Origin of the sequence: Desulfuromonas sp. (assembly GCF_002868845.1) — a bacterium.
Lineage (GTDB): Bacteria > Desulfobacterota > Desulfuromonadia > Desulfuromonadales > BM501 > BM501.
On record NZ_PKUB01000003.1, the window covers coordinates 47,608 to 71,947 of the forward strand.

The following is a 24,340-nucleotide window of genomic DNA, read 5'->3' on the forward strand; positions in this document are numbered from 1 at the left end:
CCGCGGGCGCCTAAAAGCCGAGGCTGATCTTGGCGGTGTAGACCGGCAGCTGGGAGTACTCCACGTCGAAGGTGAAGCGCAGCAGGGTCAGGGCCACCTGCACCCCGCCGAAGACCCGCACCTCGTTGTAGTCGTGGTCCCCGAGCACCCCGCGCAGCAGGGGGTCGTCGCCGTCGTACTTGCCCGCGATGTGCACCACCCCGATCCCGGCGTAGGGGGTGAGCATGAGCACCCCCTTGCTGATCACGGCGTCGGCGGCGTAGGTGTCGAGGGAGAGGTCGTCCACCCCGAGCAGGGTGGAGTAGCTGCCCCGCAGGGAGAGGGCCGGGGTGGCCACGGTCCCCTCCAGAAGGGCGACCTGGAGCTCGGCGCCGGCGAGTTCGACGTTGCTGTCCAGGACCTGGGCGTAGCTGGCCCCCACGTCGATATTGAAGGGCAGTCCCTTGCGGGCGTGAATCCGGGGCACGGCCAGGTAACCGGGGGCCGAACCGTTGCCCAGCCGGATGACCTCGTCCCACAGATCGTTGTCGATGTTGATGAAACTGACCTCGGCGGCGACATCGAAGCCTGTGATTCCCCCGGGCTCCGCCGGTGCGATCCCCCGGTAGGCGGCTGCCAGGCCCGCCTCCTTGACCAGGTCACCCAGCACGGAATTGGCCAGGTCCGAGGGGAACTCCAGGTCGTACTTGCCCGCCGCGGCGGGCCCGCAGAACATCAGGACCACAAGAACCGCCAGAATCGAAGTCTTCATCTTCTTCATCCTCCTTGTCAGATCGCAATCATTCCACCGGACTGGAGCGTTCTTCCCCCTGCGTGGAAGGCGAACCCCGATGGTGGGCGATGATATCACAGGCTTTCCTGCCGGGCCAGTGAAAGAACCGCCCCCCGACCGGGGCCGAAAAGCTGCACAGGCCGCCGATGGAGATAGAATACTAACAAAGGAGCGCCCGGCCATGGCCCCCTCGCACCCGACATCGCCCCCATCGCCCCCGGAGACCGGCCGCCTGCTGGCGGTGGGGGACATCCACGGCTGCCTCGACCACCTGAAGCGGTTGATGGAGCGGGTCCGGCCGCGAGCGGCGGACCGGGTCGTCTTCCTCGGCGACTATATCGACCGCGGCCCGGACGGCCGGGGCGTGCTCGACTACCTGCTCGCCTTCCGGCGGCGGCACCCCCGCAGCGTCTTTCTCAAGGGGAACCACGAGGCGATGTTCCTCGACTTCCTCGGCGGCGTGGACCAGTTGCCATTCCTGCTCAACGGCGGCGCCGCCACCCTGGAGAGCTACCGGGAGGACCGGGGCATCCGCATCCCGAAGGAGCACCTCGACTTTCTGGCGGGCCTGGCCCTCTATTACGAAACCGAGCGCTTCGTCTTCGTCCACGCAGGCCTGCGCCCGGTCCTGCCCCTGGAGGAGCAGTCGGAGCAGGACCTGCTCTGGATCCGCGACGAGTTCATCGGCTCGGCCTACGACTGGGGCAAGACCGTGGTCTTCGGCCACACCCCCCGAACCGAGCCCCTCTGGAGCGCCACCCGCATCGGCCTCGACACCGGCGCCGTCTACGGCCGGGTACTCACCTGCTGCGACGTGGAGCGGCGCCGCTTCTGGAACTCCGCGGCGCCGCCGGCCCTCCGTCCTTGAACCATTCCTACCCGGCCGCCTCGCGGCGCAGCAGGTCCCCCGGCCGCGCCCCCGGCGGCAGCGCCATAACGGCCCGAGCGTTGGGCTGGACCACCTGCAGCGGCTCCCCCCCCCCGGCAAAAACCTCCTCCACCGGGAAGGATGCCTGCCGCATTCCGGGGCCGATCAGCTCCAGGGTCTCCCCGGGGAAGAACCGGTTGCGCCCCTCGACCGTCCCGCGCCCCTGGCCGTCCACGCTCCGCACCACCCCGACGAAATCGTGGCTGCGCCGGTAGCGTGCATCGCCGCTCTGCACCCCTGCGTCGTCCCGGCCGCCGAACAGGAAGCCCGTGCCGTAGGGGCGATGACTGACCCGCTCCAACTCCCCGACCCAGTCGGGCTCGGGACGGTAGGCTTCCGGGTCGGCCAGGTAGCGGTCGAGGGCGGCCCGGTAGACCCGGGTCACGGCCGCCACGTAGTAACGGCTCTTCATCCGGCCCTCGATCTTGAGGCTGTCCAGCCCCGCCCCGACGAGCTCCGGCAAGCGTTCGAGCAGGCACAGGTCGCGGCTGTTGAGAATGTAGGTTCCCCGGGCGTCCTCCTCCACCGGGAAATACTCCCCGGGGCGGGTTTCCTCCACAAGGGCGTAGCCCCAGCGGCAGGGGTGGGCGCAGCCGCCCTCGTTGGCGCTGCGCCCGACAAGGGCCGCCGAGAGAAGGCAGCGCCCCGAGTAGGCGACGCACATGGCCCCGTGGACGAAGACTTCGAGTTCCATGTCGGTGGCGGAGCGAATGGAGCGAATTTCCTCCAGGGTCAGCTCCCGGGCGAGGTTGATTCGCCGCACCCCGGCCCGCTGCCAGAACCGGGCGGCCCCGGCGTTGGTGGTGTTGGCCTGGGTGGAGAGGTGGATCTCCCGCCCCGGGTCGACCTCCCGCACCAGTTCCAGGACTCCGGGGTCAGAGACGATGTAGGCGTCCAGGCCCAGGGGCCTCAGTTCCTCCAGGTAGGACGCCAGGGAGGCCGCCTCGCAGGGACGCAGGTAGGCGTTGAGGGTGAGGTAGAGCCGCCGTCCCCTGGCGAGAGTCAGCTCCCGGGCCCGGGCCAGTCCCGCAAGGTCGAAATTACCGGCGTTGGCCCGCAGGCCGAAATGCTCGCCGCCAAGGTAAACCGCGTCGGCCCCGTAGTCGAGTGCGGTTTCCAGCTTTTCCATGTCCCCCGCGGGGACCAGCAATTCAGGTCGCGACATGCCTCTCTCCTCCCGGTGAATTGCCCGCCAGCTTAACACAGCCAGGAACGAAAATGTTAGGCCCGAGAGGGTGCACCGCCACCATTCTTCACTTGACAATCGCCAAAAAACCCTATAATTGTTAAGATATTTTGTTTTCCCCCAATCAATCCCATCTTTCCTGGGAGGTAACAACATCGTGCGCACCCACCTGGCGAAACTGACCCTCATGGCGGCCCTGGCCACCATTACCGGATGCACCCTGCCCCAACAACCCCAGGGCCCCGTCTTTTCGGGGGAGATGGCTCAGATCAAACTCGACCAGCAGGATCTGTACAGCAAAATCAATCGGCTTCAGCAGGGGCTTCAAGATCTCCACGACACCCTCGGCGAGCAACAAGTGCAGATCGAGACCATGCAGGAGAGCCTGGTGGCGCAAAAAGGCACCGCAGCCGGGGTAAAGACCGAAACCATGACGACGGCGCCCCTCCCCGCACCGCCGCCAGCCCAGCCCCCCGGCAACGCCCCCTCCCCCACCAAGATCTACCTGCAGGCCTTCGCCGACTACGCCTCGAACCGGGTTTCCGAGGGCATTGACGGCTTCGAGACCTTCCTCCGACTCTACCCGGGCAGCGACTACGCCGGAAACGCCCAGTACTGGCTCGGAGAATGCTACTTCTCCCAGGAAAATTTCTCCCGGGCCGCCGACGAGTTCCAGAAGGTGGTGGACATCTACCCCCAGACCGGCAAAGCCCCCGACGCCCTTTTGAAAATGGCCCAGGCCTTGCAACGGCTAAACGAGCAGGAACGGGCCCTGCGGACCATGCAGACCCTGCGGGAACTCTACCCTGAAAGCGCCGCCGCGAAAAAGTCCCTGAGCAGGCCCTAGCCGCGACGAAGTGCCCGGGGAGGCGATTGAAGCGAAATCGGTTATCTAGAATGCATACGCGAGGGAATGTAATGATCTGGCCAAGGTTACTGCTGTTTCTCTGCCTACTCCTCCTTCCCCTGACGAGCCTGGCCCAGGCGCCGCTCCAGACCTACGTCATCAAGAAGGGCGACACCCTGTGGGGCATTTCGGAGCGGTTCATCAACGACCCCGACTACTGGCCCAACCTCTGGTCCCACAACCCCTTCATCACCAATCCCCACTTCATCTACCCCGGCCAGAAGGTACTCATTTACGACGGCCGGCTCGAGATCGTCCCGGCCCGTCCTGAGGCCGCCCCGGACGAGCCTGAGGCCCGCCCCGCACCGCCGGCTCCAGAGAAGGGCCAATCGGTGACCATCAAGACCTTCGGCGGATCGGAGGGCTTCGTTACCCGGGCCGAGGTCGCCTCCGCCGGCACCCTCATAGACACCGTGGACAACCGACTCCTGATGGCCGAGGGAGACAAGGTCTTCCTGGACATGGAGAACCTCGCCTCTGTCGCCCCCGGCGACGAATTCACCCTGTTCGAAGTCGGCAAGGAAGTCAAACATCCCCTCACGGATGCGCCCCTCGGCTTCCAGGTCGTCACCCTCGGCACAGTGCGGATTACCGCACTCGACCCCTCGGTGGCCACCGGGGTCATCACCGACTCGTTCCTGGAGATCCAAAGGGGGGCCCGCCTTATGCCCCTCAGGGCGCCGGTTCGGGAAGTGGAGCTCAAGAGCGCCGCCCGCCCCATCCTCGGCACCCTGATCGGTGCCCGCGGCAACCAGATCCTCCTTGGCCAGCACGATCTGGCCTATGTGGACCTCGGGACCCGGGACGGGCTGGAGGCGGGGAACATGCTCTACATCTCCCGGCCCCGCACGGCATCCGAATTCGGCCTTCAGGGCGAGGAGATCCAGTTGCCCGACGTGCTGCTGGGAGGTGCGGTGGTCCTGGAGGCTGGGCAGGAGAGCGCTTCGGTGCTGATTTTGAAGGCGGCCGGGCCCCTGTACCGGGGCGACCGGGTGACCACCGTCACCCCCTAGGGAAGAGCCGCCCGGAAACCGGCGCCTTCGAGTCAAAAGAACATTAAAAAAAGGGTTCAGGCCATGCCTGGACCCTTTTTTTGGCTGCAGGCTCCTCCCCCGCGGCTATTCGTAGGGATGGGGGAGCCCGGCGACATCGTGGAGGAGGTGACCCACCTCGTGCCCTGCGATCTCCCAGGTCAGAGGATCGTCATTGGGAAGTTGGCGAAGGATGATAACGGCCGGCCGGACCGGGGTCGCAGGCAGGTAATGGCCGAGTCCTTCGAAATCCGGATCGACGACGATCATGTGCTCCGGGACATGGAGCACCCGGTAGGGGGTCCGCTCGGGCGAGGCGCAGCCCCCAAGGGCCACGAACAAAAGCAGAATGAGCGCCATCTTCACGCTTGGCACCACTACGCCCTCCTCTCCACGGTCAATGCTCGCCGCCCGCAAGCGATCCGGGCAACTCCTCGGAAGATGAACCCCGGAGCCCCAAAAAGAAAGACCGTGCCTGCCGCAGGGTTTTCCCGTCGGCAGCCCGGCCATCTTCGGTTTTGAAGACCCGGCGCTTTCCGCCCCCCCCTCACAGGGGGTTTGGCTTTTTCGAGGTATCGATCGACCTTGCCTTAACAGATATCACCCCCCCTCCCCCTGTCAAGATCCCGCCAAAGGATCACGACAAAAATGAGCCATTGCTAACTTTAGCCATTGACATCGCCCTCCCCCTTTCGTAAAGATGGTCACCATGACTGCGGACGAAACAGCCTGGCTGCGCCTTCACCTCACCCCGGGCCTGGGACGGATCGGCCTCATCCACCTGATGAAGGCCTACGGCTGCCCCCGGGCCGCCCTCGCGGCCGGACCCGCAGGATGGTCCGGGTTGGCCGGATTCCGGTCCGGGAAGGTCCAGACCCCGCCCGCCGAGAACTCCCCCCCGGTGACCCAGGCCCGGGAAAGCCTCTCCAGAACGGGCGCGCGCATCGTCTCCCTCCTCGACCGGGAGGCGTACCCGCCCCTGCTCCGGGAGACCCACGATCCCCCGGCGCTGCTCTACGTTCGAGGCAATCTGCCCTGCGGAGAGGCCCTGGCCGTGGTCGGCGCCCGCCGAGCCTCCACCGCGGGCCGGCGGCTGACAGCCGAGATCAGCAGGGAACTGGCCAGCCGGGACATCACCATCGTCAGCGGCCTGGCCCGGGGCATCGACACCGCCGCCCACCAGGGCGCCCTCGATGGAGAAGGCACCACGGTCGGAGTGCTGGGCTGCGGAATCGACCGAATCTACCCGCCCGAAAACAGGCGGCTCTTTCTAGAAGTTCTCGAGCGAGGCGCCATTCTTTCCGAATTCCCGCCGGGGACACCGCCGCTGGCCAGACATTTCCCGGGCCGCAACCGGATCATCAGCGGCATGTGCCGGGGGGTCTTGGTGGTGGAAGCGGCCGAGGGGAGCGGCTCCCTGATTACCGCCGACTTCGCCCTCGAGCAGGGACGTGACGTCTTCGCCGTGCCCGGTCCGGTCTACTCGCCCACCGGCGGAGGGGTCAACCGCCTTCTGAAGGAAGGGGCCAACCTGGTGACCGGAGCGGCCGACATCCTTGATGCGCTCTGGCCGCACCTGCCCTCCCCGGCCCTCCGCCAGCGGCAGGACACCTTCGCCGCCGCCCTGGCCGGAGACGCCCTGACCCTCTACGGACTTATCGGCGACACCCCCCTCCACCCCGATGAACTGGCCCGGAAAAGTGCCTTGACACCCATGGAGGTTTCGTCTATTTTACTGCACCTAGAACTCCAGGGAGGGATCGAACAGCTTCCGGGCATGCGTTTCGTGCGCTCCCGCAAACCATAGTCTCACGGCGGCTTATGGCAGCAAATTCACAAAGAGAGCGGGTTCTGACCATTGTCAGCATCATCGCTCAGTACGTCATGGAGGAGCGCAACCCGCTGACCGAGACCGACATCGTCGAAGAATTGCTGGCGGTCGGTTTTGACGAGGAGGAGATCGACGCGGCCTTCGTCTGGATGGAGGACTATTCCCTGGAGTCCCCCTCCGAAGCCGCCCCGTCCATGACCTCCTCATCCCAAAGGGTTTTCACCGCCGAAGAGGCCCGGGTCCTTTCCCCGGAGGCGCGGGGCTTTCTCCTGCGGCTGCGGACCATGGGGCTCCTCGACGACGCCAACCAGGAAGAGATCATCGACCGGGCGGTCGATACGGCCGAAGACGAGCTGAGCCTCAAGGAGCTGAAGACCCTCACAGTGCTGATTCTCTTCGCCCGATACCAAAACGACTGGCGGCGGGAATTCGACTGTATCCTGGACGACGACTGGTCAAGACTGTATCACTGAGACTTCAAAGGCTGCGGGCGACCCTGCGGCCTTTTTGCTTTCCATCCCGTGAACCGAGCCGGTTCGGGGCGCTGCCCCGCGACGCCGCAAGGCGCTACGCATCGGCGCCGGCGAGCCGCCCCGCCTTCCAACCGAGGAGCAGATGGCTAAATCACTCGTAATCGTCGAATCCCCGGCCAAGGCCAAGACCATAGAGAAGTTTCTGGGCAAGGGGTACAAGGTCCTTGCTTCTTACGGCCACGTGCGGGCCCTGCCGAGCAAGCAGGGGTCGGTAGACGTGGAACACGACTTCGAACCCCTGTACCACGTCCTCCCCGAGAGCAAGAAGCAGATCGACCTGCTGAAGAAAGAGGCCGGGGGAAGCGACGAAATCATCCTCGCAACCGACCTCGACCGGGAGGGAGAGGCCATCGCCTGGCACCTGCTCGAGGCCATGGGGATCGACGAGAAGGGCGACTCCCCGAAGGTCAGGCGGGTGACTTTCCACGAGATCACCGAGAGCGCCATCAAGAAGGCGATCGCCGAGCCGCGCACCATCGCACGCGACCTGGTGGACGCCCAGCAGGCCCGCTCCATCCTCGACTACCTGGTCGGCTTCAACCTCTCCCCCTTTCTGTGGAAGAAGATCCGCTACGGCCTCTCGGCCGGCCGCGTCCAGTCCGTGGCCCTGCGCCTCGTCTGCGAGCGGGAGAAGGAGATCGCCGCCTTCGTCCCACGGGAGTACTGGACCATCGAGGCGCAACTGCGCTCGGCCGGCGGGGACGACTTCCTGGCCCGCCTCCAGGCCGTCGACGGCAAGAAGCTCGACAAGTTCGCCATCGCCGATGAAGAGCAGGCAAAGGCGCTTTCCGAGGAGATCGCCCGCCAGAGCTTCGCCGTCTCCGAAGTAAAGCGCAGCGAAAAGAAGCGTAACCCTGCGGCCCCCTTCACGACCAGCACCCTCCAGCAGGAGGCCAGCCGCAAGATCGGCTTCTCGGCCCGCAAGACCATGGGCACCGCCCAGAAGCTATACGAGGGGATCGACATCGGCGAGGGGGCGGTCGGCCTCATCACCTACATGCGTACCGACTCGATCGTCCTCTCCGAAGAGGCCAAGGCCGAAGCCAAGGAAGTGATCACCGAGAACTACGGCCCGGAATACGCCCTGGACAAGCCACGGGTTTTCAAGAACCGGGCAAAGAACGCCCAGGAGGCCCACGAGGCCATCCGCCCCACATCCATCGCCAACACCCCGGACAAGGTCAAGGCCTTCCTCTCCTCCGACCAGTTCCGCCTTTACCGCCTCATCTGGACCCGCACCGTCGCCTCCCAGATGGCCTCCGCCATCCTCGACGCCACCACCGTCGACATCGCCGCCGGCGAGCGCTTCTCCTTCCGGGTCAGCGGACAGGTCATCCGGTTCCCCGGCTTCATGAAACTGTACATCGAGGGAACGGACGAGGAGGAGGAAAAGCCCGAAGGAACCCTCCCCGCCCTGGAGAAGGGGGACGGGGTGGAGAGCGGCGAGATCCTGCCCGACCAGCATTTCACCCAGCCCCCGCCCCGCTACACCGAGGCGAGCCTGGTCAAGACCCTGGAGGAGTACGGTATCGGCCGCCCCTCCACCTACGCCTCCATCATGAACACCCTGGTGACGCGCAAGTATGCCCGCCTGGAGAAGCGCGCCTTCTACGCCGAGGACGTGGGGATGGTCGTCAGCGACCTGCTGGTCAAGCACTTCCCCAAGTACGTGGACTACGACTTCACCGCCCAGCTCGAGGAGGACCTGGACGCCATCTCCCGCGGAGAGGAAAAGTGGCGGCCCTTGCTCCGGGCCTTCTGGGACCCCTTCATCGGCCTGCTGAAGCAGAATGAGAAAGAGGTCACGAAGGAGGAAGTCACCACCGAGAAGACGGACAAGGTCTGCCCCGACTGCGGCAAGGAACTGGTCATCAAGCTGGGAAGGGCTGGACGCTTTCTGGCCTGCTCTGGCTTTCCCGAATGCCGCCACACCGAGCCCCTCTCCGGTGAGGAGCGCGAAGAGCCCGTCCTCTCCGAAGAGAAGTGCGACAAGTGCGGGGCCCTCATGCTCATCAAGGAGGGGCGCTACGGCAAGTTCCTCGCCTGCTCGGCCTACCCCGGCTGCAAGAACATCCAGCCCCTGGTCAAGCCGAAGGCTCTCGGCATCACCTGCCCCGAGTGCAAAGAGGGGGAGTTGATGGAGAAGAAGAGCCGCTACGGCAAGATCTTCTACTCCTGCAACCGCTACCCCAAGTGCAAGTACGCCCTCTGGGACCTGCCGATCCCCGAGCCCTGCCCGACCTGCGGATTCCCCCTGGTGGTGGAGAAGGTGACCAAGCGCTACGGCACCTATCGCAAGTGCCCGGCCGAGGAGTGCGACTACAAGCTGGTGCTGGTCGAACCGGAGAAGAAAGCGCCGGCGAAGAAGGCCGCGGCCAAGAAAGCGCCAGCCAAGAAAGCGCCAGCCAAGAAAGCGCCAGCCAAGAAAGCGCCAGCCAAGAAGGCTGCGGCCAAAAAGGCTCCCGCCAAAAAGGCCGTGGCCAAGAAGGCGCCGGCAAAGGCGACCAAGAAAAAGGACTGAGGCGGGCCTGACCCAACCCGAAAACACCCCCCGATGGCCGGACCGCAAGGTCCGGCCACGCTCGTTTTGGCCCCGGCTCTTCCCGGCCGTATCGAAGGAGACATCACGTGCAGGACACAAACCGGATCACCATCATCGGCGGCGGTCTCGCCGGCTGCGAGGCCGCCTGGCAGGCGGCCCGCGAAGGGGCGCGGGTCACCCTCTACGAGATGAAGCCGCAGCGCTTTTCACCGGCCCATCACTCGGAGAAGCTCGGGGAACTGGTCTGTTCCAACAGCCTGCGCGGCGCGGGGATGAACAACGCCGTCGGCTGCCTCAAGGAGGAATTGCGGCGCTGCGGATCACTGTTCATGGAGGCGGCCGACGCCACCGCCGTCCCCGCCGGCGGCGCCCTGGCGGTGGACCGGGAGGCCTTCGCCGCCTACATCACCGAGGCGATCGAGACACACCCCTCTATCGAACTGCGCCGGGAAGAAGTCACCGCCATTCCCTCCGAGGGGACCGTCGTAATCGCCTCCGGGCCGCTGGCCTCCGAGGACCTCTCAGTGGAGATAGCCCGGCTCACCGGCGCCGAGCACCTCTACTTCTACGACGCCATCGCCCCCATTGTCGAAGCCGACTCCATCGACTTCGACCGGGCCTGGAGAGCCTCCCGCTACGGCAAGGGGGGGGACGACTACGTCAACTGCCCCCTGGACCGGGACGAGTACCTGGCCTTTGTCGATGCGCTGAACCGCTCAGAGAAGGTTCCCGCCCGGGACTTCGAGAAGATGATCCATTTCGAGGGATGCATGCCGATCGAAGAGATGGCGGCCCGGGGCGAGATGACCCTCGCCTTCGGCCCCATGAAGCCGGTCGGCCTGCCCGACCCGCGCACCGGCCGGGTGCCCTTCGCCGTGGTCCAGCTGCGCCAAGAGGACCGCCACGCCAGCCTCTTCAACATCGTCGGCTTCCAGACCAAGCTCACCTACCCGGAACAGCGTCGTATTTTCCGCACCATTCCCGGACTGGAGAAGGCCCGGTTCGCCCGGCTCGGCAGCGTCCACCGAAACACCTTCATCAACGCCCCGGCCTGCCTGGAGCGCACCCTGCAGCTCAAGAGCGACCCGCGGATCTTCTTCGCCGGTCAGCTCAGCGGCGTGGAAGGCTACGTGGAGTCGGCGGCAGGAGGATTTCTGGCCGGACTCTTCGCCGCCCGCTGGAGCCGGTCGGAAGAGTCCCCCCTCCCCCCGCCGACCACCGCCCTTGGAGCCCTTCTTGCCCACCTGGCCGATTCCAGTCCCGAGAACTTCCAGCCGATGAACGTCAACTACGGCCTCTTCCCCCCCCTGGAGGGACGACGAATGAAACGCGCCCTGCGGCGCCTGGCCATGGCCGAGCGGGCCCTGGAAAGCCTCGAATCCTGGCGCCGGACACTCGCTCCGCCCGTCGGAGAATCCCCGGAAGCTTCAAACACACCTTTAAGATAATCAAATTTGCGTATTGTTTTTTCCTTCCGTATTGAGTATGTTCAATCATTGACGGTGCTTGAGCGGCGCCGCGCACGGCACCGCCCGAGCGGCCCTCCCCGAGAAAGCTCTTCTAACTGCCAGGAAGTGCTCTCAGAATGTCCCTCGCCACGGAAAACCGGGGCCTATCGTGACAGAGCGCAATGGAACAAGCGATGATGTTTGCAAGGACCTCTTACGGAACCTGAAACAGGGTTCCAGCCTGGCGGACTTTCATTTCACCCTGATTTCAGCTTCCCAGGCGGACGGGGGGAAAGTTCCCCCCTTTTGCCCCAAGGAAGTCTCCTCCTGCTGCAAAAACCACTGCCCGAAACTCTCCCTGGAGGCGGTGGGACACGTCCTCCGCACCAATAAGCCCAACATCTTCCGCTGCCCTTCGGGCTTTCTGAATTTTGCCCTCCCCGTCTTCTCCGGAGCCGGCGATCCCGTCTGCCTGGTCGGTTGCGGAGGCCGCGAAGACTCCCCCCCCCAATCCGTGGCCCACCTGGAGAAAGCCATTCGCTCCATCCAGAAAATTCTCGCGACCGCCGCCCCGGAAAAGAAAAAACCGGCCGAAAAGCAAAGCAGCCTGCAGGCCCTGTCCCGGGTCTCCCAGGAAATCGACCGAATCACCTCTCCCACCCGGATCCTGGAAACCCTTACCGAGGCCCTTCTCGTTCTGTTCGATCTACGCCAGATCTTCGCCCTTTTCACCCCGGATGGAAGAAACGACTACAGCCTCGTCGGCGGTTACGGGTTATCCCGTGAGCTCGAAGCCATGAACCAGGAAGACCTGGCCGCACTCTTCCCCGCACTCTCCCCGGAAGGCCCGGCACAACAGAAGGAGACCCGTCCCATCCTCCCTCCGCTCCCGGGAGGAGAACCGGTCAGCATTCCCATGAAAAGCCAGGACCGGAACTTTGGCCTTCTCGTCCTGGTCAGCCCGACCATCCAGCCGGATGACCTCGCTGCCGTGCGCCTGTTGTGCGACCGGACCTCGACCCGACTGGCCCTCCTGAGCCAGCAGGAGAAACTTCAAAAGGTCAGTGCTCTTTCTTCCCAGCTCCTGAAGACGATCGACTCCTTCACACAGATAAAAAACCTGAAAGAACTCTCCGCGGCAATCATCCATAAGGCCACCGACCTTCTTCAGACCTCCCGGGGCTCCCTGATGCTCATCGACCCCAGCAGAGAGAACCTCTGGATCGCCGCCGCCAGGGGGATGAACCCGGCCCTGGCCCGTTCCCTCAAGGTCCGGGTCGGCACGGGAATCGCCGGAAGGGTTTTCCAGCAGGGCCATCCCCTGCTGGTCACAGATGTCGAGAAAAACGATCAACTGACCTTTTCCCCTCGCCCCCGCTTCCAGACCAAGTCCTTTATCAGCGTTCCGATCAAGAGCCAAGGCCATTCGATCGGGGTCATCAACCTTTCGGACAAACGGGATAAAAAATCATTCAGCAGGACCGATCTGGCCCTTCTCAAAACCTTCACTTCCTTCATCGCCATTCTCTTGGAGCAGACGACCGCCCTGGAACGGACCAGGACCATTGAAAACCAGGCCATCACCGATCCTCTCACCGGGCTCTACAATCGGCGCTACCTGACCAAGCGTCTCGAGGAGGAGTTCGGCCGCTCGGGCAGGCAGAATTTCAACTTCTGCATCATGCTGATCGACCTGGACAACTTCAAGGCCTACAATGATCTCTTCGGGCACTCCGTGGGCGACGAGGTCCTGCGCAAAAGTGCGGCGCTCATCAAGAGCGCGGCCCGGGACATGGACGCAGCCACCCGCTACGGAGGCGACGAATTCTGCATCCTCCTTCCCGGCACCTCCAAGCAGGAGGCCAAGCTGGTCGCCGAACGCATCCGCGCAACCATCGAGAAGACGGCCTTCCCCAAGGAGGATCGTTTCCCCACTGAAAAGCTGACCATCAGCATCGGCATTGCAGGCTATCCCCATGACGGCAATACCGCAGACGCCCTGATCCAGAATGCCGACCAGGCCCTTTACCGGGCGAAGAACGGTGGCCGAAACCGGGTTTACCTCTTCGGCACAAAGTCCCCACAAGAAAAAATCGTCTTCCTCTGATCCCTTCTTGCAGCTTCCCCTTCCCCGCCCTTTGAGGCATAATAACGCCCTTCATGAAGCAGCCGAACCCCCCAAACATTTTTCGACCACCTCCGAAAGACGACAATGAAGCCTCTTGAAAAAAAAGGAGCGTCCACCGCTTCCGGAAAGACCCGGGGAATAGTCCTCGCCTCCGCCTCCCCCCGACGCCGGGAGCTGCTCGCCTCTGTCGGCATCGAATTCGACGTGGTGCCGAGCCGGGCCCCCGAGGAAGAGTTGCCCGGGGAGACACCGGAGCAGCACGTGATACGATTGAGCAGAGACAAAGCCCGTGAGGTCGCATCCCGGGACGACGTGGCGGGGCGCTGGTTCATCGGCAGCGACACGATCGTGCTGCGCGACGGCGACATCCTCGGCAAGCCGAAGGACGCCCCGGAGGCGGCGGACATGCTGCGCTCCCTCTCCGGGCGCAGCCACCGGGTGCTGTCCGGCTACGCCGTCCATGACCGCCACGACGGCGGCTGCGTGGCCGGCGCGGCGGTCACGGCAGTGCGGTTCAAGGAGTTGACAGAGCAAGAAATCGCAGGGTACATTGCCACGGGCGAGCCCTTCGACAAGGCCGGCTCCTACGCAATCCAGGGCATCGGCGCCTTTATGGTCCTCGCCATCGAGGGAAGCTACACCAACGTCGTCGGCCTGCCCCTGTGCGAGGTGGTGGAGGTGCTCGAGAACCTCGGGGCCGCCAGACTCTTCGCCGGCGCCCCCTAGGGCAGGGCCCTTTTCCTGCCCTCAAGTCCATATCCTGAGCGGTGACGCCATGTCCATCGAATCGAACATACGGGCCATCAATGACCGCATCACAGCCGCCTGTGCCCGCGCCGGGCGCTACCCGGCTTCGGTACGCCTCGTTGCGGTTTCCAAAACCAAACCGGCGGAAATGGTCGAAGAGGCCTATATCGCGGGCCAGACCCTGTTCGGAGAAAGCTACGCCCAGGAATTTTCCGCCAAGACCGAACAGGTGGGAGCCCCGGTGGAGTGGCACTTCGTCGGCGGACTGCAGACCAACAAGGTCAAGTACCTGCGGGGCAGGACGGCCCTGATCCACTCGGTGGACCGCCTCTCCCTCGCCAAGGAGATCGACCGCCAGTGGGGCAAACTCGAACGGAAGGCCTCGGTTCTGATTCAACTCAACCTGGGGGGGAAGCGACCAAGGCAGGCGCCGGGGAGGCCGACCTGGGAACCCTCGTGCGCCATGTATCCGCTCTGCCCAACATCCGCATCTGCGGCCTGATGACCCTCCCCCCCTACTGCCCCGACCCCGAGGAGGTGCGCCCCTACTTCCGCCGGCTGCGGGAGCTGGCGGCCGGCGTAGCCGCCCTTGCCATCCCCGGGGTGGAGATGGCGGAGCTCTCCATGGGCATGAGTCACGACTTCGAGGTCGCCGTGGAGGAGGGTGCCACCCTGGTGCGGGTCGGCACCGCGATCTTCGGCGAGAGGATCAGGAGATGACCCGATGAACACCACCCAACCACGCGCCCTGTGGGCGAGCCGCCTCGGCTTCGTGCTGGCCGCGGCCGGCAGCGCCGTCGGTCTGGGCAACGTCTGGAAGTTTCCCTACATCGCCGGCGAGAACGGCGGCGGCGCCTTCGTCCTCGTCTACCTCCTGTGCATCGCCGTCGTCGGCCTGCCGATCATGATGGCCGAACTGATGATCGGCCGCCACACCCGGCGCGACGCCGTCGGCGCCTTTATCCAGATCGAGGGCAAGCGCTCCTTCTGGCAGTCGGCGGGGTGGGTGAGCGTCGGGGCGGCCTTCATCATCTGCTCCTACTATTCGGTGGTGGCCGGCTGGACCCTCGACTACGTCTACCGGGCCGTCTCGGGAGCCTTCATCGGCCAGCCGGCCGAGGCTATCGAGTCGATGTTCAGCGGCCTGATCGCCGACGGCCCCAGGCAGCTGCTGTGGCACTTCTGCTTCATGTGCCTGTGCCTGGGGATCGTCATCGGCGGGGTGCAGAAGGGGATCGAGCGCTGGAGCAAGATCCTCATGCCGGTCCTCCTCTTCCTCCTCTTCCTCCTCTTCATGAACGGCATGCTCAGCAAGGGAGCCTGGGAGGGGATCACCTTCATGTTCCGCCCCGACTTCGCAAAGCTGACCCCCGGCTCTGTCCTCGAGGCCCTCGGCCACGCCTTCTTCACCCTGTCGCTCGGCATGGCGGCGATGATCACCTACGGCTCCTACCTCAGCCGCAAGGAGGACCTGCTGGCGGCGAGCCTGCGGGTGGTGGTCCTCGACACCGTCATCGCCCTCATGGCGGGGCTGGCCATCTTCTCCGTCGTCTTCTCCGTCGGCATGGAGCCGGCCGCAGGCCCCGGACTCGTCTTCAAAACCGTGCCCGTCGTCTTCTCCCAGATCCCCGGCGGACACCTGCTGGCGATCTTCTTCTTCCTCCTCCTCGCCTTCGCCGCGCTGACAAGCAACATCTCGCTGCTCGAGGCCCAGGTCGCCTACCTCATCGACGAGCGGGGCTGGGGACGCAAGCGGGCCAGCGCGTTCCTCGCAGGGCTCGCCTTCGTGGTCGGCATCCCGACCGCCCTCTCCTACAACAGCCTCTCGGAATGGAAGGTCATCGGCGACCGGGTCTTCTTCGACTCGGCCGACCTGATCGCCTCCAATTACCTGCTGCCGATCAGCGGCCTGCTCATCGCGATCTACGTGGGATGGTTCTGGAGGGGTTCGGAGGAGAAGGAAGAACTCATCGCCGGGGGCGCCGGATGGGTCTACCCGGTCTGGCACCTTCTCATCCGCTACGTCTCGCCGCTGGCCGTCGCCGTCGTCCTGTACTTCAAGGCGAAAGAGACGGGGCTCTTCGACTGGCTCGGCGCCCTCTTCTGAGTCCGGCAGAAAGAAACATCCCGGAACCCTACGCCATTCGACCTTTCCCTTACACCTTCTCCCATCACCTTTGCGCCACCGGGTTAAACCCTTCACCTCAACGGGCCCTGAAAAACCATGCATTTCGACACCTTCCTCTTCGACCTCGACGGCACCCTCACCGACTCCCTGCCGGACCTGACCGCCGCCCTCAACCTGCTGCGTGGCGAGATGGCCCTCCCCCCCCTGACACGGGAGACGGTGCGCGGCTATGTCGGCGACGGGGCGTCCATACTGCTCCAGCGTGCCCTCCCCGAGGGACTGTTCAGCGACGAGCGGCTGACGCGCTTTCTCGCCCTCTACGGTGAGCACCTGGCGGAGCAGACCTCCGTCTACCCCGGCATCCGCGAATTCCTCGAACTGCACCGGGAGCGCCGGATGGCCGTGGTTACCAACAAGCCCCTGGCCCTGGCCCGGGGACTCCTCGAAGCCCTGGACCTCCTGCGCTACTTTCCCGTGGTGATCGGCCCCGATGGCGACAGAAAAAAGCCCCACCCCGGCCCCCTCCTGGCGGCCCTTGACCGATTGGGGACCGGCCCCGCATCGGCGGTGATGATCGGCGACCACCACACCGACCTGCGCGCCGGACGGGCCGCCGGGATGCGGGTCTGCTTCTGCGCCTGGGGTTTCGGCAACGACGGCGGGGAGCCGGGCGACTTCTTCGCCGCCACCCCCTCCGACCTGCCCCGCCTCTTTCCGGCGGAGCCCCGGTGAGAGGTCCTCGCTCCATCACCCTGAAAGAGACCGCGCTCTTTTTCTTCCCCCTGCTGCTCAACGTGCAGCTGATGAGCGTCTCCCACTCGGTCATCAACGCCGCCCTCGCCCGCCAGGAGGACGCCGTGCGCATTCTGGCCGCCTTCTCGGTGGGAATGATCGTCCATCTCTTCTTCGCCTCCCCGAGCTACCAGAACCACACGGTGACCATCGCCATGGTCAGGGGCCGCCGCTCCCTCAAAGGGACGATCGTCTTCGTCCTGCTGGTGGCCGCCTACGTCTCGATCATGCTCGGCCTCATCGCCTACACCCCTCTCGGCGACCTCCTCTTCAGCAGGCTCCTCGGGGTCTCGCCCGAGATCACCGCCGAGGCCCGCTCGGTGGTCGGATTCCTCGCCCTGCTCCCCTTCATCACCGGCTTTCGCGGCCTCTTCCAGGGGCTCGTCATCCGCGCCCGGCGCACCGGGCTCGTCTCCTTCGCCACGGGGGTGCGCATCGCCGCCCTCTTCGGCTACCTCGCCCTCGGCAGCCGCTATTTCGCGGGAGCGACCCTGGGGGCCTTCGCCCTGCTGTCCTGCGTGGCGACGGAAACGGCCCTAATGGGCCTCTTTGCCTGGCGCTGCCGCCCGCCCCTCGACGGTGGCGAGGAGGAGAAGGGGACGGGGGAGATCCTGCGCTTCGCCTTCCCCCTGGCCTACTCCTCCTGCCTGCAGCAGACCATCCCCCTGCTCATCGCCGCGATCATCGGCCGCTTCCCCGACGGGGCCCTCGCCCTGGCGGCCTTCGGAATCATCCGCGGCTTCATCTTCCTGCTCGCCGGGCCGATGCGCAACCTGCAGCAGGCCTACCTGACCCTGGTGCGGGACCACCGAGACTACCGGGTGCTGGTCGGCTTCTTCCTGCGCACCGGCACCGCCATGGGAATTCTCATGCTGCTCGTCGCCTTCCCCCTCAACGCCGCGGTCCTCGGCCGGGTCATGGGACTGGAGACCGAGCTGCGCCTCTACCTCGCCCTGCCCCTGGCGGGCTGCGCCCTCTTCCCCCTTCTTTACGGTCTCTCCAACCTGCTGCGCGGCTTTTTCGCCGGGGCCCACCGAACCGCCCTGCTCGGACGCTCCACCCTTTACAAGATGCTCTCAATCCTCGCCGCCTGGCTCCTTTTGACCCTCGTCCCCCTCCCCCTGCCCGGAATCGCCGTAGCCATCGTCCTGCTGCTCGCCGCCGAACTGCTCGAAGCCGGCTACCTCCTGTCCCAGCGCCGCCGTCTCTTTCCCGAGTGGGGGCGCGGGGCCGGGGAGGACGGCTGAGGTTCCACCAAAACAAAGGGCCGGTCGTTTCCGACCGGCCCTTGCCATCCATTTCCATATGGTCTTTCCGTCTAGCGCTCCCCCAACTCCCGGGAGCGCCGGGCCGCCCCGGAAACCGCATCCATGAGGGCGGATCTCAGCCCCTTCTCCTCCAGGACCTTGACCGCGGCGATGGTGGTCCCGCCGGGGGAGCAGACCCGGTCGCGCAGAACCGCCGGGTGCTCGCCGCTCTCCCGGACCAGGTGCGCGGCCCCCAGCACCGTCTGCACCGCAAGGGCAAGCGCCGCGTCGCGCGGCAGCCCCTCCTGTACCCCGCCGTCGGCGAGGGCCTCGATAACGGTGAAGACGTAGGCCGGCCCCGACCCGGAGACCCCGGTGACGGCATCCATCTGCTGCTCACCCACCGCCTCCACCGTCCCCACCGCTTCAAAAAGGTGGCGGGCGGTCAGCAGGTCGTCGGTCGAAGCGTAGCGGCCCGGGCAAACGGCCGTCGCCCCCTCCCCGACCAGTGCCGGGATATTGGGCATCGCCCGGATCACCCGGGGGGATCCGTCGAAGGCTTCCTCGAGCGATGCCGTCGAGACCCCGGCGAGAATGGAGATCAGCAGCTTGGAGCCGGAGAAAGCCTTTGCCAGGCCGGACAGAACCTCGCCGACCAGCTGCGGCTTGACGGCCAGGACGACCAGGTCGCAGGCCTTGACCGCCTCGCGGTTGTCGATAACCGCCTCCACCCCGTAGCGCTCCTTGAGAAGATGCCGGCGCTCGTCGCTCGGATCGGCCACCATGACCCGCGAGACGGGGAGCGTCCCCTTCAAAAGCCCCTTGAGGATGGCCTCCGCCATATTCCCCCCGCCGACGAACCCGATTTTTCCGATATTATCCATGAAAAGATCCTTTCCTCTATTTATCCAGGCCGGAAAGCGGCAAAGAAAACATGTACTTTCCCTGACACCGGGCTAGTAAACAGAAAACTCCAGCCCCTGTCAAGGGGAGGGTGGGCAGAACGGGAGCGGGCGAAGAAAATATTATTGACAGAGGGTCAAAATGGGCGTATAAATCCGCCCTTGCGACATTGAACTGATAAACATATTGTTTACAATTGGTAAACCAGCTGCCTGACAAAAGGTTTACCACTGCTAAACTAGGGGAGTCCTCTTTGAAGATCGGTGAAAAACTCAAAAAGCTGCGCCTCTCCAACTCCCTCACCCAGGAGGAGCTGGCCAGCCGCGCCGATTTGACCAAGGGGTACATCTCCCAGCTCGAAAACGACGCTACCTCCCCCGCCATCAGCACCCTCGAGGATCTGCTCGACGTTCTGGGCGTAAGCCTCTCCGAGTTTTTCGCCGAAACCCCCGAACTGGATGTGGTCTTCGGCAAGGAGCGGCGGGTGGTCGCCACCGAGGACGGAGGCCTGCGGGTCGAGTTGCTCGTCCCCGGGGCCCAGAACCGCACCATGGACCCCGTCCTGGTGACCCTGGAACCGGGCAAAGCCATGGACGAGCAGCCTATCCACGAAGGAGAGGAGTTCGGTTTCGTGCTGAGCGGCCGCGTCGAACTGGTGCTCGACGACAAGACCCACACGGTGCGCAGGCACGAATGTTTTTTCTTTCCCTCGGACCGCCGCCACACGGTTCGCAATCCCGGCCGCGGCGCCGTCCAGATCCTCTGGGTCGTCTCTCCGCCGACCTTCTTCTGCTAAAGAGCAAGACCGGCCCCGAGGGCCGGATTTCAGCACAGAAAGGAACCAAGCCATGAAATCTCTGGGCCAGCAAATCGTCGCCGAGTTTTACGAGTGCGACTCCGCCGTCCTGAACGATCCGCGGAAAATCGAGGAGATCATGTGCGGAGCGGCCCGGGCCGCCGGAGCCACCATCGTCACCCAGACCTTCCACACCTTCAGCCCCCACGGGGTCTCGGGGGCCGTGATCATCGCCGAGAGCCACCTGGCGATCCACACCTGGCCCGAATACGGTTACGCCGCCGTCGACCTCTTCACCTGCGGGGACACGGTCGTGCCCGAGGCCGCCTACCGGCACCTGAAGGCGGGGCTCGGCTCCCTGCGGGCTTCGACCATGGAGATGAAGCGCGGTCAACTCGAGGTCGTCGGCGAGTTGCACCACAAACCGGCCTATCTGAAGCAAGCCAGCTGAGAGCTCGAAGGTCTCCTGACTCCTGACTCCCGAGGTTTAGACATGTACATGTGGTACACCGAAAAGCATTCGGAGAACGTCGGCATCGCCATGAAGGTGAGCAAAACCCTCTTCTCCGGCAAGAGCGAATTCCAGCAGCTCGACATCGTCGAGACCCTCGAGTACGGTCGGATGATGCTCCTCGACGGGCTGGTGATGGTCACCGAGCGGGACGAGTTCGTCTACCACGACATGATCGTCCACCCGGCCCTCTTCACCCATCCCGCCCCCAAAAAGGTCCTGGTCATCGGCGGCGGCGACGGCGGCACGATCCGCGAGATCGTCAAACACCCTTCGGTCGAAGAGGCGGTCCTGTGCGAGATCGACGGGCTGGTCATCGACAAGTCGGTCGAACTGCTCCCGTCCATGGCCTGCGAGATCGACGGCAGCAACCCGAAGGTCAAGCTCCACGTGGACGACGGCATCGCCTACATCCGCGAGCACCGGGGCGAATTCGACGTCATTCTCGTCGACTCCACCGACCCCATCGGCCCGGCCGTCGGCCTGTTCGAAGAGGACTTCTACCGCACCGTTTTCGCCGCCCTGAAAGAGGACGGGATCATGGTCGCGCAGAGCGAGTCCCCCTTCTACCACCCCGAAATCCAGAAAAAAATGTACGCCAACCTGCGCTCGGTCTTTCCCATCGTAGAAATGTACCAGGCCTTCATCCCGACTTATCCCTCCGGCCTGTGGAGCTTCGCCTTCGCCAGCAAGAGACACCACCCGGTGCGCGACTTCGACCGCGAGAGGGCAGCAAAGAGGGGCTTCCGCACCCGGTACTACAACGAGGACCTTCACCTGGGGGCATTCATGCTGCCGACCTTCGCCCGGGAGAATATCGCGGAGGAGCAGCCGGAGCCTTGACCTGAGCGGATCAAAGGAACAGGCAGAACCCTGTCCCTTTCCCATCGATTCCGATTCAAATGGGGGGCCGGCGCCGCGTGGAGCCGGCCTCTTCTTTTTTTTACCCGGAAAACCTGTTATTGTTCTGTAATCTCAGACCATTCGAGTTTAATGCGACCCCTCTCAGCGAAAGATTCAGACCGATGACCAAACCGTCCGCACCCCCCTGGACTCCCGAGGACTCGGCCTCCCTGTACGGCATCTGCGGCTGGGGAGCCGGATATTTCGACCTGAACGACCGGGGGGATGTCACCGTCAAGGTCCAGTTCCCCGCCGGCGAGGCGGCCGTCTCCCTCATGGAGATCGTATCCGGCATCCAAGAGCGAGGGCACGCCCTGCCGGTCCTGCTGAGTGTCGAGAACCTCCTCGATGCGCAAATCGTTCAGCTCAACGAGGCCTTCCGCAGCGCCATCGCCCGGGCCGGCTACCGCGGGAGCTATCGGGGGGTGTTCCCCGTCAAGGTCAACCAGCAGTGCCAGGTCATCGAAGAGATCACCCATTTCGGCGCCCGCTACCGGCACGGGCTCGAGGCCGGCAGCAAGGCCGAACTGATCCTCGCCCTTGCGGCCCTGGGAGATGGCGGCCTGCTGATCTGCAACGGCTACAAGGATCGGGAGTTCATCGACCTGGGGCTCTGGGCGCAAAAACTCGGCTACAGCTGTTTTTTCGTCATCGAATCTCCCGCGGAGCTTCCGATCCTGCTGGAGCGAAGCAGGGCGCTGGGAATCCGGCCGCTGATCGGAGCGAGGGTCAAGGTTTCTGCCCGGGTCGGCGGCCTCTGGACGGAAACGAGCGGCGACCGCAGCAGCTTCGGCCTGAGCACCGCCCAACTGGTCGCGCTTGTCGATACCCTCAAAGAGGAGGGGATGCTCGACTGCCTGCAACTGCTGCACTGCCACCTCGGCTCACAGATCCCCCACATCGAGGATATCCGCGGCGGGGTACGGGAAGCCTGCCGCTTTTATGCCGATCTGGTTTTGGAGGGGGCGCCCATGGGCTACCTCGACCTCGGAGGCGGCCTCGCCGTCGACTACATGGGTTCACGGACCAACCACGTCCACTCGCGCGACTATACCCGCGAGGACTACTCCAACGCCATCGTCGAAGTCGCCGGGGAAATTTTGGACATGCAGGATGTCCCCCACCCCCACCTGGTCACCGAATCGGGGCGGGCTACCGTGGCCTATTCGTCCATGCTCCTCTTCGACATTCTCGACGCCATGCGCTTCGAACCGATCGACCTGCCGTCCCAGCTCCCCCCGGCAGTCCCCGAGCAGGTTCGGCGCCTGCACGAACTCCACTCCCGCCCCGACGGCGGGAACCTCTCCCGGGATTACAGCGAAGCCCTCCGGTGCCGAGACACCGTGCGTGACCTCTTCCGGGGCGGGCAAATCTCCCTGCGCATGCGGTCACTGTCGGAGAACCTCTTTCTCGCGGCGGCCCGTTCGATTCTCGCGCGCCTCGAAGAGCGGGAGGACGTGCCGGAAGACCTTGCTCAGTTGAAGGCAAGTCTCGCCGATATCTATTATGGCAATTTCAGCGTTTTCCAGTCGCTGCCGGACACCTGTGCCATCGGCCAGGTCTTTCCCGTCATGCCGCTGCACCGCCACACCGAACGCCCCGATCGCGAGGCCATCATCTCCGACCTGACCTGCGACTGCGACGGCAAACTCGACCGCTTCATCGGCGCTCACGGCGAGCGCCCCTCCCTGCCGGTGCATCCCCTCAGGGATGGCGAAGATTATCTTATGGGGGTTTTCCTGATGGGGGCCTACCAGGAGACACTGGGGGACCTGCACAATCTCTTCGGCGACACTCACGTGGTCAGCGTGCGCATCAACGAGGACGGCGGATTCGACGTGATGAAGGAGATCTCCGGCGACAGCATCGGAGATGTGCTCAGCTACGTGGAGTACTCCCCGGACAGTCTCTTCGAGGATTTCCGCAACAAGGCCGAAGCGGCCGTGCGCCGGGGCAGGATCACCGTGCCAGAGCGCCAGGCGATGCTCGAAGAGTTCTCGTCCAACCTGAAAGGATATACCTATTTCGAAAGATAGTCTGAAGAACCAGGCAGATCATCCGGGGGGCAAAGCCGCCCATTCAGGACCAACGATCAGTCGCCCATGAACCGGTTATGGATTGAAAAAGGAAAGGGTGGGCATGTTGCCCACCCTTTCCTTTTTTTCCGTCAACGCCCGCCGATTGGCGGGTGCCCGTCAGGGCGCAGCCAGGAAATCGACCACGGCCTGCGCTTCCTCTGTCGTCCAGGCTGCGACGGGGGCGTGGGCCGAAACGGCCGTCGGCGCCGCCTGCAGTCCGGCCAGGGTGGCGTTCTGGATGTTCGGGAAGACCCCGGTGACGCCCGAACCGTCAGCCTGGTGGCACGTAGCGCAGCCGCCGTCGCTGTAAAGGGCGGCCCCGTCGGAAGGCTCCGGCTCCGGCTCCGGCTCGGGCTCCGCGCCGGGCCGGGTCAACCCGGAGACGTCCCCGCCCAGGTCCTCGTTGGAATCGATGATGGTCTGCATGACGTACTTGTAGTTGTGGATGTCGCCGCAGGGGTCCTGGGCGCTGTGGTAGTTGAAGGCCGCCTCGAGCAGCTTCGCGTCGAAGACGTCGTAGCGGTTGGGGAAGGAGGCGGAGCCGCCCTCCTTGAACCAGTAGGGGTAGCTATCGGCGTCGTAGAAAATCCCGGTGCCGATGACGTTGGTGGCGTAGTCCTGCATCACCGCCAGCAGGGCCTCATTCAGGCCGTCGATCTCGCCCTGGAAGCTCTCGCCGGTGCCGTCACCGTCGTAGTCGACGTTTTCAGCCCCGAAGGGCAGGCCGAGTTCGTCGAAATCGGCGATGCCCTGGTGGCAGGCGGAGCAATCCTCGAGTTCCGGCTCGAAGGTGTGATCCCCCTCGCCGCGGAGGTGACACTGGACGCAGGTGCTCAGCCCCGCCCCGTGGCCCGCGAAGGTGTTCTGGGCCTCGTAGGTCTTGCCCGGGTACTCGAAGCTGGCGGTCGCATCGGAGCCGAAGAGGATGG

General features: G+C 64.7%; 21 protein-coding genes, 1 pseudogene and 1 riboswitch. Of the genes and pseudogenes, 17 read left to right on the top strand and 5 right to left on the bottom strand.

The window, feature by feature from the left end:
- Positions 1 to 10 precede the first annotated feature (10 nt).
- Positions 11 to 751, bottom strand: a complete 741-nt coding sequence (locus tag C0617_RS00705; protein WP_291315101.1) for a hypothetical protein — start codon at positions 749 to 751, stop codon at positions 11 to 13.
- 202 nt (positions 752 to 953) lie between these two features.
- Here C0617_RS00705 and C0617_RS00710 point away from each other — a divergent pair, with 202 nt between their 5' ends.
- Positions 954 to 1,640 carry a metallophosphoesterase family protein gene (locus C0617_RS00710; protein ID WP_291315102.1) on the top strand — a complete coding sequence of 229 codons (687 nt, stop codon included), beginning with the start codon at positions 954 to 956 and terminating at the stop codon, positions 1,638 to 1,640.
- 7 nt (positions 1,641 to 1,647) lie between these two features.
- Here the strand turns inward: C0617_RS00710 and C0617_RS00715 are convergent, their stop codons facing one another.
- Positions 1,648 to 2,865 (bottom strand): U32 family peptidase, encoded by a 1,218-nt coding sequence (locus tag C0617_RS00715; protein ID WP_291315103.1) that lies wholly within the window; start codon positions 2,863 to 2,865, stop codon positions 1,648 to 1,650.
- Positions 2,866 to 3,043: 178 nt separating this feature from the next.
- Here C0617_RS00715 and ybgF point away from each other — a divergent pair, with 178 nt between their 5' ends.
- Together ybgF and C0617_RS00725 are read left to right on the top strand one after the other, a co-directional pair.
- Positions 3,044 to 3,733: a tol-pal system protein YbgF gene (gene ybgF, locus C0617_RS00720; protein ID WP_291315104.1), complete on the top strand. Its 690-nt coding sequence runs from the start codon at positions 3,044 to 3,046 to the stop codon at positions 3,731 to 3,733.
- Between the two features lie 71 nt (positions 3,734 to 3,804).
- A complete protein-coding gene (locus C0617_RS00725; protein ID WP_291315105.1) occupies positions 3,805 to 4,806 on the top strand; it encodes a LysM domain-containing protein in 1,002 nt (333 codons plus the stop codon).
- Positions 4,807 to 4,911: 105 nt separating this feature from the next.
- Here C0617_RS00725 and C0617_RS00730 read toward each other — a convergent pair whose 3' ends face one another.
- The gene (locus tag C0617_RS00730; protein ID WP_291315106.1) at positions 4,912 to 5,199 is read right to left on the bottom strand and encodes a hypothetical protein; all 288 of its coding nucleotides are present in this window, start codon (positions 5,197 to 5,199) and stop codon (positions 4,912 to 4,914) included.
- A gap of 118 nt (positions 5,200 to 5,317) precedes the next feature.
- Positions 5,318 to 5,397: riboswitch (cyclic di-GMP riboswitch) on the bottom strand.
- A gap of 136 nt (positions 5,398 to 5,533) precedes the next feature.
- Between C0617_RS00730 and dprA the strand changes: the two genes are divergently transcribed.
- From dprA to C0617_RS00785, 10 genes and pseudogenes are all read left to right on the top strand, one after another.
- Positions 5,534 to 6,631 (top strand): DNA-processing protein DprA, encoded by a 1,098-nt coding sequence (gene dprA, locus C0617_RS00735; protein WP_291315107.1) that lies wholly within the window; start codon positions 5,534 to 5,536, stop codon positions 6,629 to 6,631.
- A 14-nt stretch (positions 6,632 to 6,645) separates the two neighbouring features.
- Complete coding sequence (locus C0617_RS00740) at positions 6,646 to 7,128, top strand: DUF494 family protein (RefSeq protein WP_291315108.1); 483 nt, start codon at positions 6,646 to 6,648, stop codon at positions 7,126 to 7,128.
- 142 nt (positions 7,129 to 7,270) lie between these two features.
- Positions 7,271 to 9,709, top strand: a complete 2,439-nt coding sequence (topA, locus tag C0617_RS00745; protein WP_291315109.1) for a type I DNA topoisomerase — start codon at positions 7,271 to 7,273, stop codon at positions 9,707 to 9,709.
- Positions 9,710 to 9,816: 107 nt separating this feature from the next.
- Positions 9,817 to 11,178, top strand: coding sequence for a methylenetetrahydrofolate--tRNA-(uracil(54)-C(5))-methyltransferase (FADH(2)-oxidizing) TrmFO (gene trmFO, locus C0617_RS00750; RefSeq protein WP_291315110.1), 1,362 nt, complete (start codon positions 9,817 to 9,819; stop codon positions 11,176 to 11,178).
- A 367-nt stretch (positions 11,179 to 11,545) separates the two neighbouring features.
- Positions 11,546 to 13,285: a diguanylate cyclase gene (locus C0617_RS00755; protein ID WP_291315111.1), complete on the top strand. Its 1,740-nt coding sequence runs from the start codon at positions 11,546 to 11,548 to the stop codon at positions 13,283 to 13,285.
- 105 nt (positions 13,286 to 13,390) lie between these two features.
- Positions 13,391 to 14,032, top strand: coding sequence for a Maf family nucleotide pyrophosphatase (locus C0617_RS00760; protein WP_291315112.1), 642 nt, complete (start codon positions 13,391 to 13,393; stop codon positions 14,030 to 14,032).
- Between the two features lie 49 nt (positions 14,033 to 14,081).
- Positions 14,082 to 14,773 (top strand): annotated as a pseudogene (locus tag C0617_RS00765) (YggS family pyridoxal phosphate-dependent enzyme).
- Positions 14,774 to 14,777: 4 nt separating this feature from the next.
- Entirely contained in the window at positions 14,778 to 16,160 is a 1,383-nt protein-coding gene (locus tag C0617_RS00775; protein ID WP_291315115.1) for a sodium-dependent transporter, read from the top strand.
- A gap of 117 nt (positions 16,161 to 16,277) precedes the next feature.
- Positions 16,278 to 16,913, top strand: coding sequence for an HAD-IA family hydrolase (locus C0617_RS00780; RefSeq protein WP_291315116.1), 636 nt, complete (start codon positions 16,278 to 16,280; stop codon positions 16,911 to 16,913).
- Positions 16,910 to 18,220 (top strand): hypothetical protein, encoded by a 1,311-nt coding sequence (locus tag C0617_RS00785; RefSeq protein WP_291315117.1) that lies wholly within the window; start codon positions 16,910 to 16,912, stop codon positions 18,218 to 18,220. Before C0617_RS00780 ends, C0617_RS00785 begins: the two co-directional genes overlap by 4 nt.
- 71 nt (positions 18,221 to 18,291) lie before the next feature.
- On the opposite strand, the gene proC is transcribed toward C0617_RS00785, so the two are convergent.
- Entirely contained in the window at positions 18,292 to 19,104 is an 813-nt protein-coding gene (gene proC, locus C0617_RS00790) for a pyrroline-5-carboxylate reductase (protein ID WP_291315118.1), read from the bottom strand.
- A 272-nt stretch (positions 19,105 to 19,376) separates the two neighbouring features.
- Here proC and C0617_RS00795 point away from each other — a divergent pair, with 272 nt between their 5' ends.
- From C0617_RS00795 to speA, 4 genes are all read left to right on the top strand, one after another.
- Entirely contained in the window at positions 19,377 to 19,919 is a 543-nt protein-coding gene (locus tag C0617_RS00795) for an XRE family transcriptional regulator (protein ID WP_291315119.1), read from the top strand.
- Between the two features lie 52 nt (positions 19,920 to 19,971).
- Complete coding sequence (speD, locus tag C0617_RS00800) at positions 19,972 to 20,370, top strand: adenosylmethionine decarboxylase (protein ID WP_291315120.1); 399 nt, start codon at positions 19,972 to 19,974, stop codon at positions 20,368 to 20,370.
- A 42-nt stretch (positions 20,371 to 20,412) separates the two neighbouring features.
- Positions 20,413 to 21,273: a polyamine aminopropyltransferase gene (gene speE, locus C0617_RS00805; RefSeq protein ID WP_291315121.1), complete on the top strand. Its 861-nt coding sequence runs from the start codon at positions 20,413 to 20,415 to the stop codon at positions 21,271 to 21,273.
- 182 nt (positions 21,274 to 21,455) lie between these two features.
- Positions 21,456 to 23,369 carry a biosynthetic arginine decarboxylase gene (gene speA, locus C0617_RS00810; protein WP_291315122.1) on the top strand — a complete coding sequence of 638 codons (1,914 nt, stop codon included), beginning with the start codon at positions 21,456 to 21,458 and terminating at the stop codon, positions 23,367 to 23,369.
- A 159-nt stretch (positions 23,370 to 23,528) separates the two neighbouring features.
- On the opposite strand, the gene C0617_RS00815 is transcribed toward speA, so the two are convergent.
- Positions 23,529 to 24,340, bottom strand: an 812-nt coding sequence (locus C0617_RS00815; RefSeq protein ID WP_291315123.1) for a c-type cytochrome, incomplete at its 5' end; no start/stop codon positions are given.

What these genes read in the sequence shown, in the direction of transcription:
- C0617_RS00775 (WP_291315115.1), top strand. Translation starts at nt 14,778, where the DNA reads ATGAACACCACCCAACCACGCGCCCTGTGGGCGAGCCGCCTCGGCTTC.
- C0617_RS00740 (WP_291315108.1), top strand. Translation starts at nt 6,646, where the DNA reads ATGGCAGCAAATTCACAAAGAGAGCGGGTTCTGACCATTGTCAGCATC.
- C0617_RS00760 (WP_291315112.1), top strand. Translation starts at nt 13,391, where the DNA reads ATGAAGCCTCTTGAAAAAAAAGGAGCGTCCACCGCTTCCGGAAAGACC.
- C0617_RS00715 (WP_291315103.1), bottom strand. Translation starts at nt 2,865, where the DNA reads ATGTCGCGACCTGAATTGCTGGTCCCCGCGGGGGACATGGAAAAGCTG.
- topA (WP_291315109.1), top strand. Translation starts at nt 7,271, where the DNA reads ATGGCTAAATCACTCGTAATCGTCGAATCCCCGGCCAAGGCCAAGACC.
- dprA (WP_291315107.1), top strand. Translation starts at nt 5,534, where the DNA reads ATGACTGCGGACGAAACAGCCTGGCTGCGCCTTCACCTCACCCCGGGC.
- C0617_RS00780 (WP_291315116.1), top strand. Translation starts at nt 16,278, where the DNA reads ATGCATTTCGACACCTTCCTCTTCGACCTCGACGGCACCCTCACCGAC.
- speA (WP_291315122.1), top strand. Translation starts at nt 21,456, where the DNA reads ATGACCAAACCGTCCGCACCCCCCTGGACTCCCGAGGACTCGGCCTCC.
- speE (WP_291315121.1), top strand. Translation starts at nt 20,413, where the DNA reads ATGTACATGTGGTACACCGAAAAGCATTCGGAGAACGTCGGCATCGCC.
- proC (WP_291315118.1), bottom strand. Translation starts at nt 19,104, where the DNA reads ATGGATAATATCGGAAAAATCGGGTTCGTCGGCGGGGGGAATATGGCG.
- C0617_RS00725 (WP_291315105.1), top strand. Translation starts at nt 3,805, where the DNA reads ATGATCTGGCCAAGGTTACTGCTGTTTCTCTGCCTACTCCTCCTTCCC.
- C0617_RS00705 (WP_291315101.1), bottom strand. Translation starts at nt 751, where the DNA reads ATGAAGACTTCGATTCTGGCGGTTCTTGTGGTCCTGATGTTCTGCGGG.
- speD (WP_291315120.1), top strand. Translation starts at nt 19,972, where the DNA reads ATGAAATCTCTGGGCCAGCAAATCGTCGCCGAGTTTTACGAGTGCGAC.
- C0617_RS00710 (WP_291315102.1), top strand. Translation starts at nt 954, where the DNA reads ATGGCCCCCTCGCACCCGACATCGCCCCCATCGCCCCCGGAGACCGGC.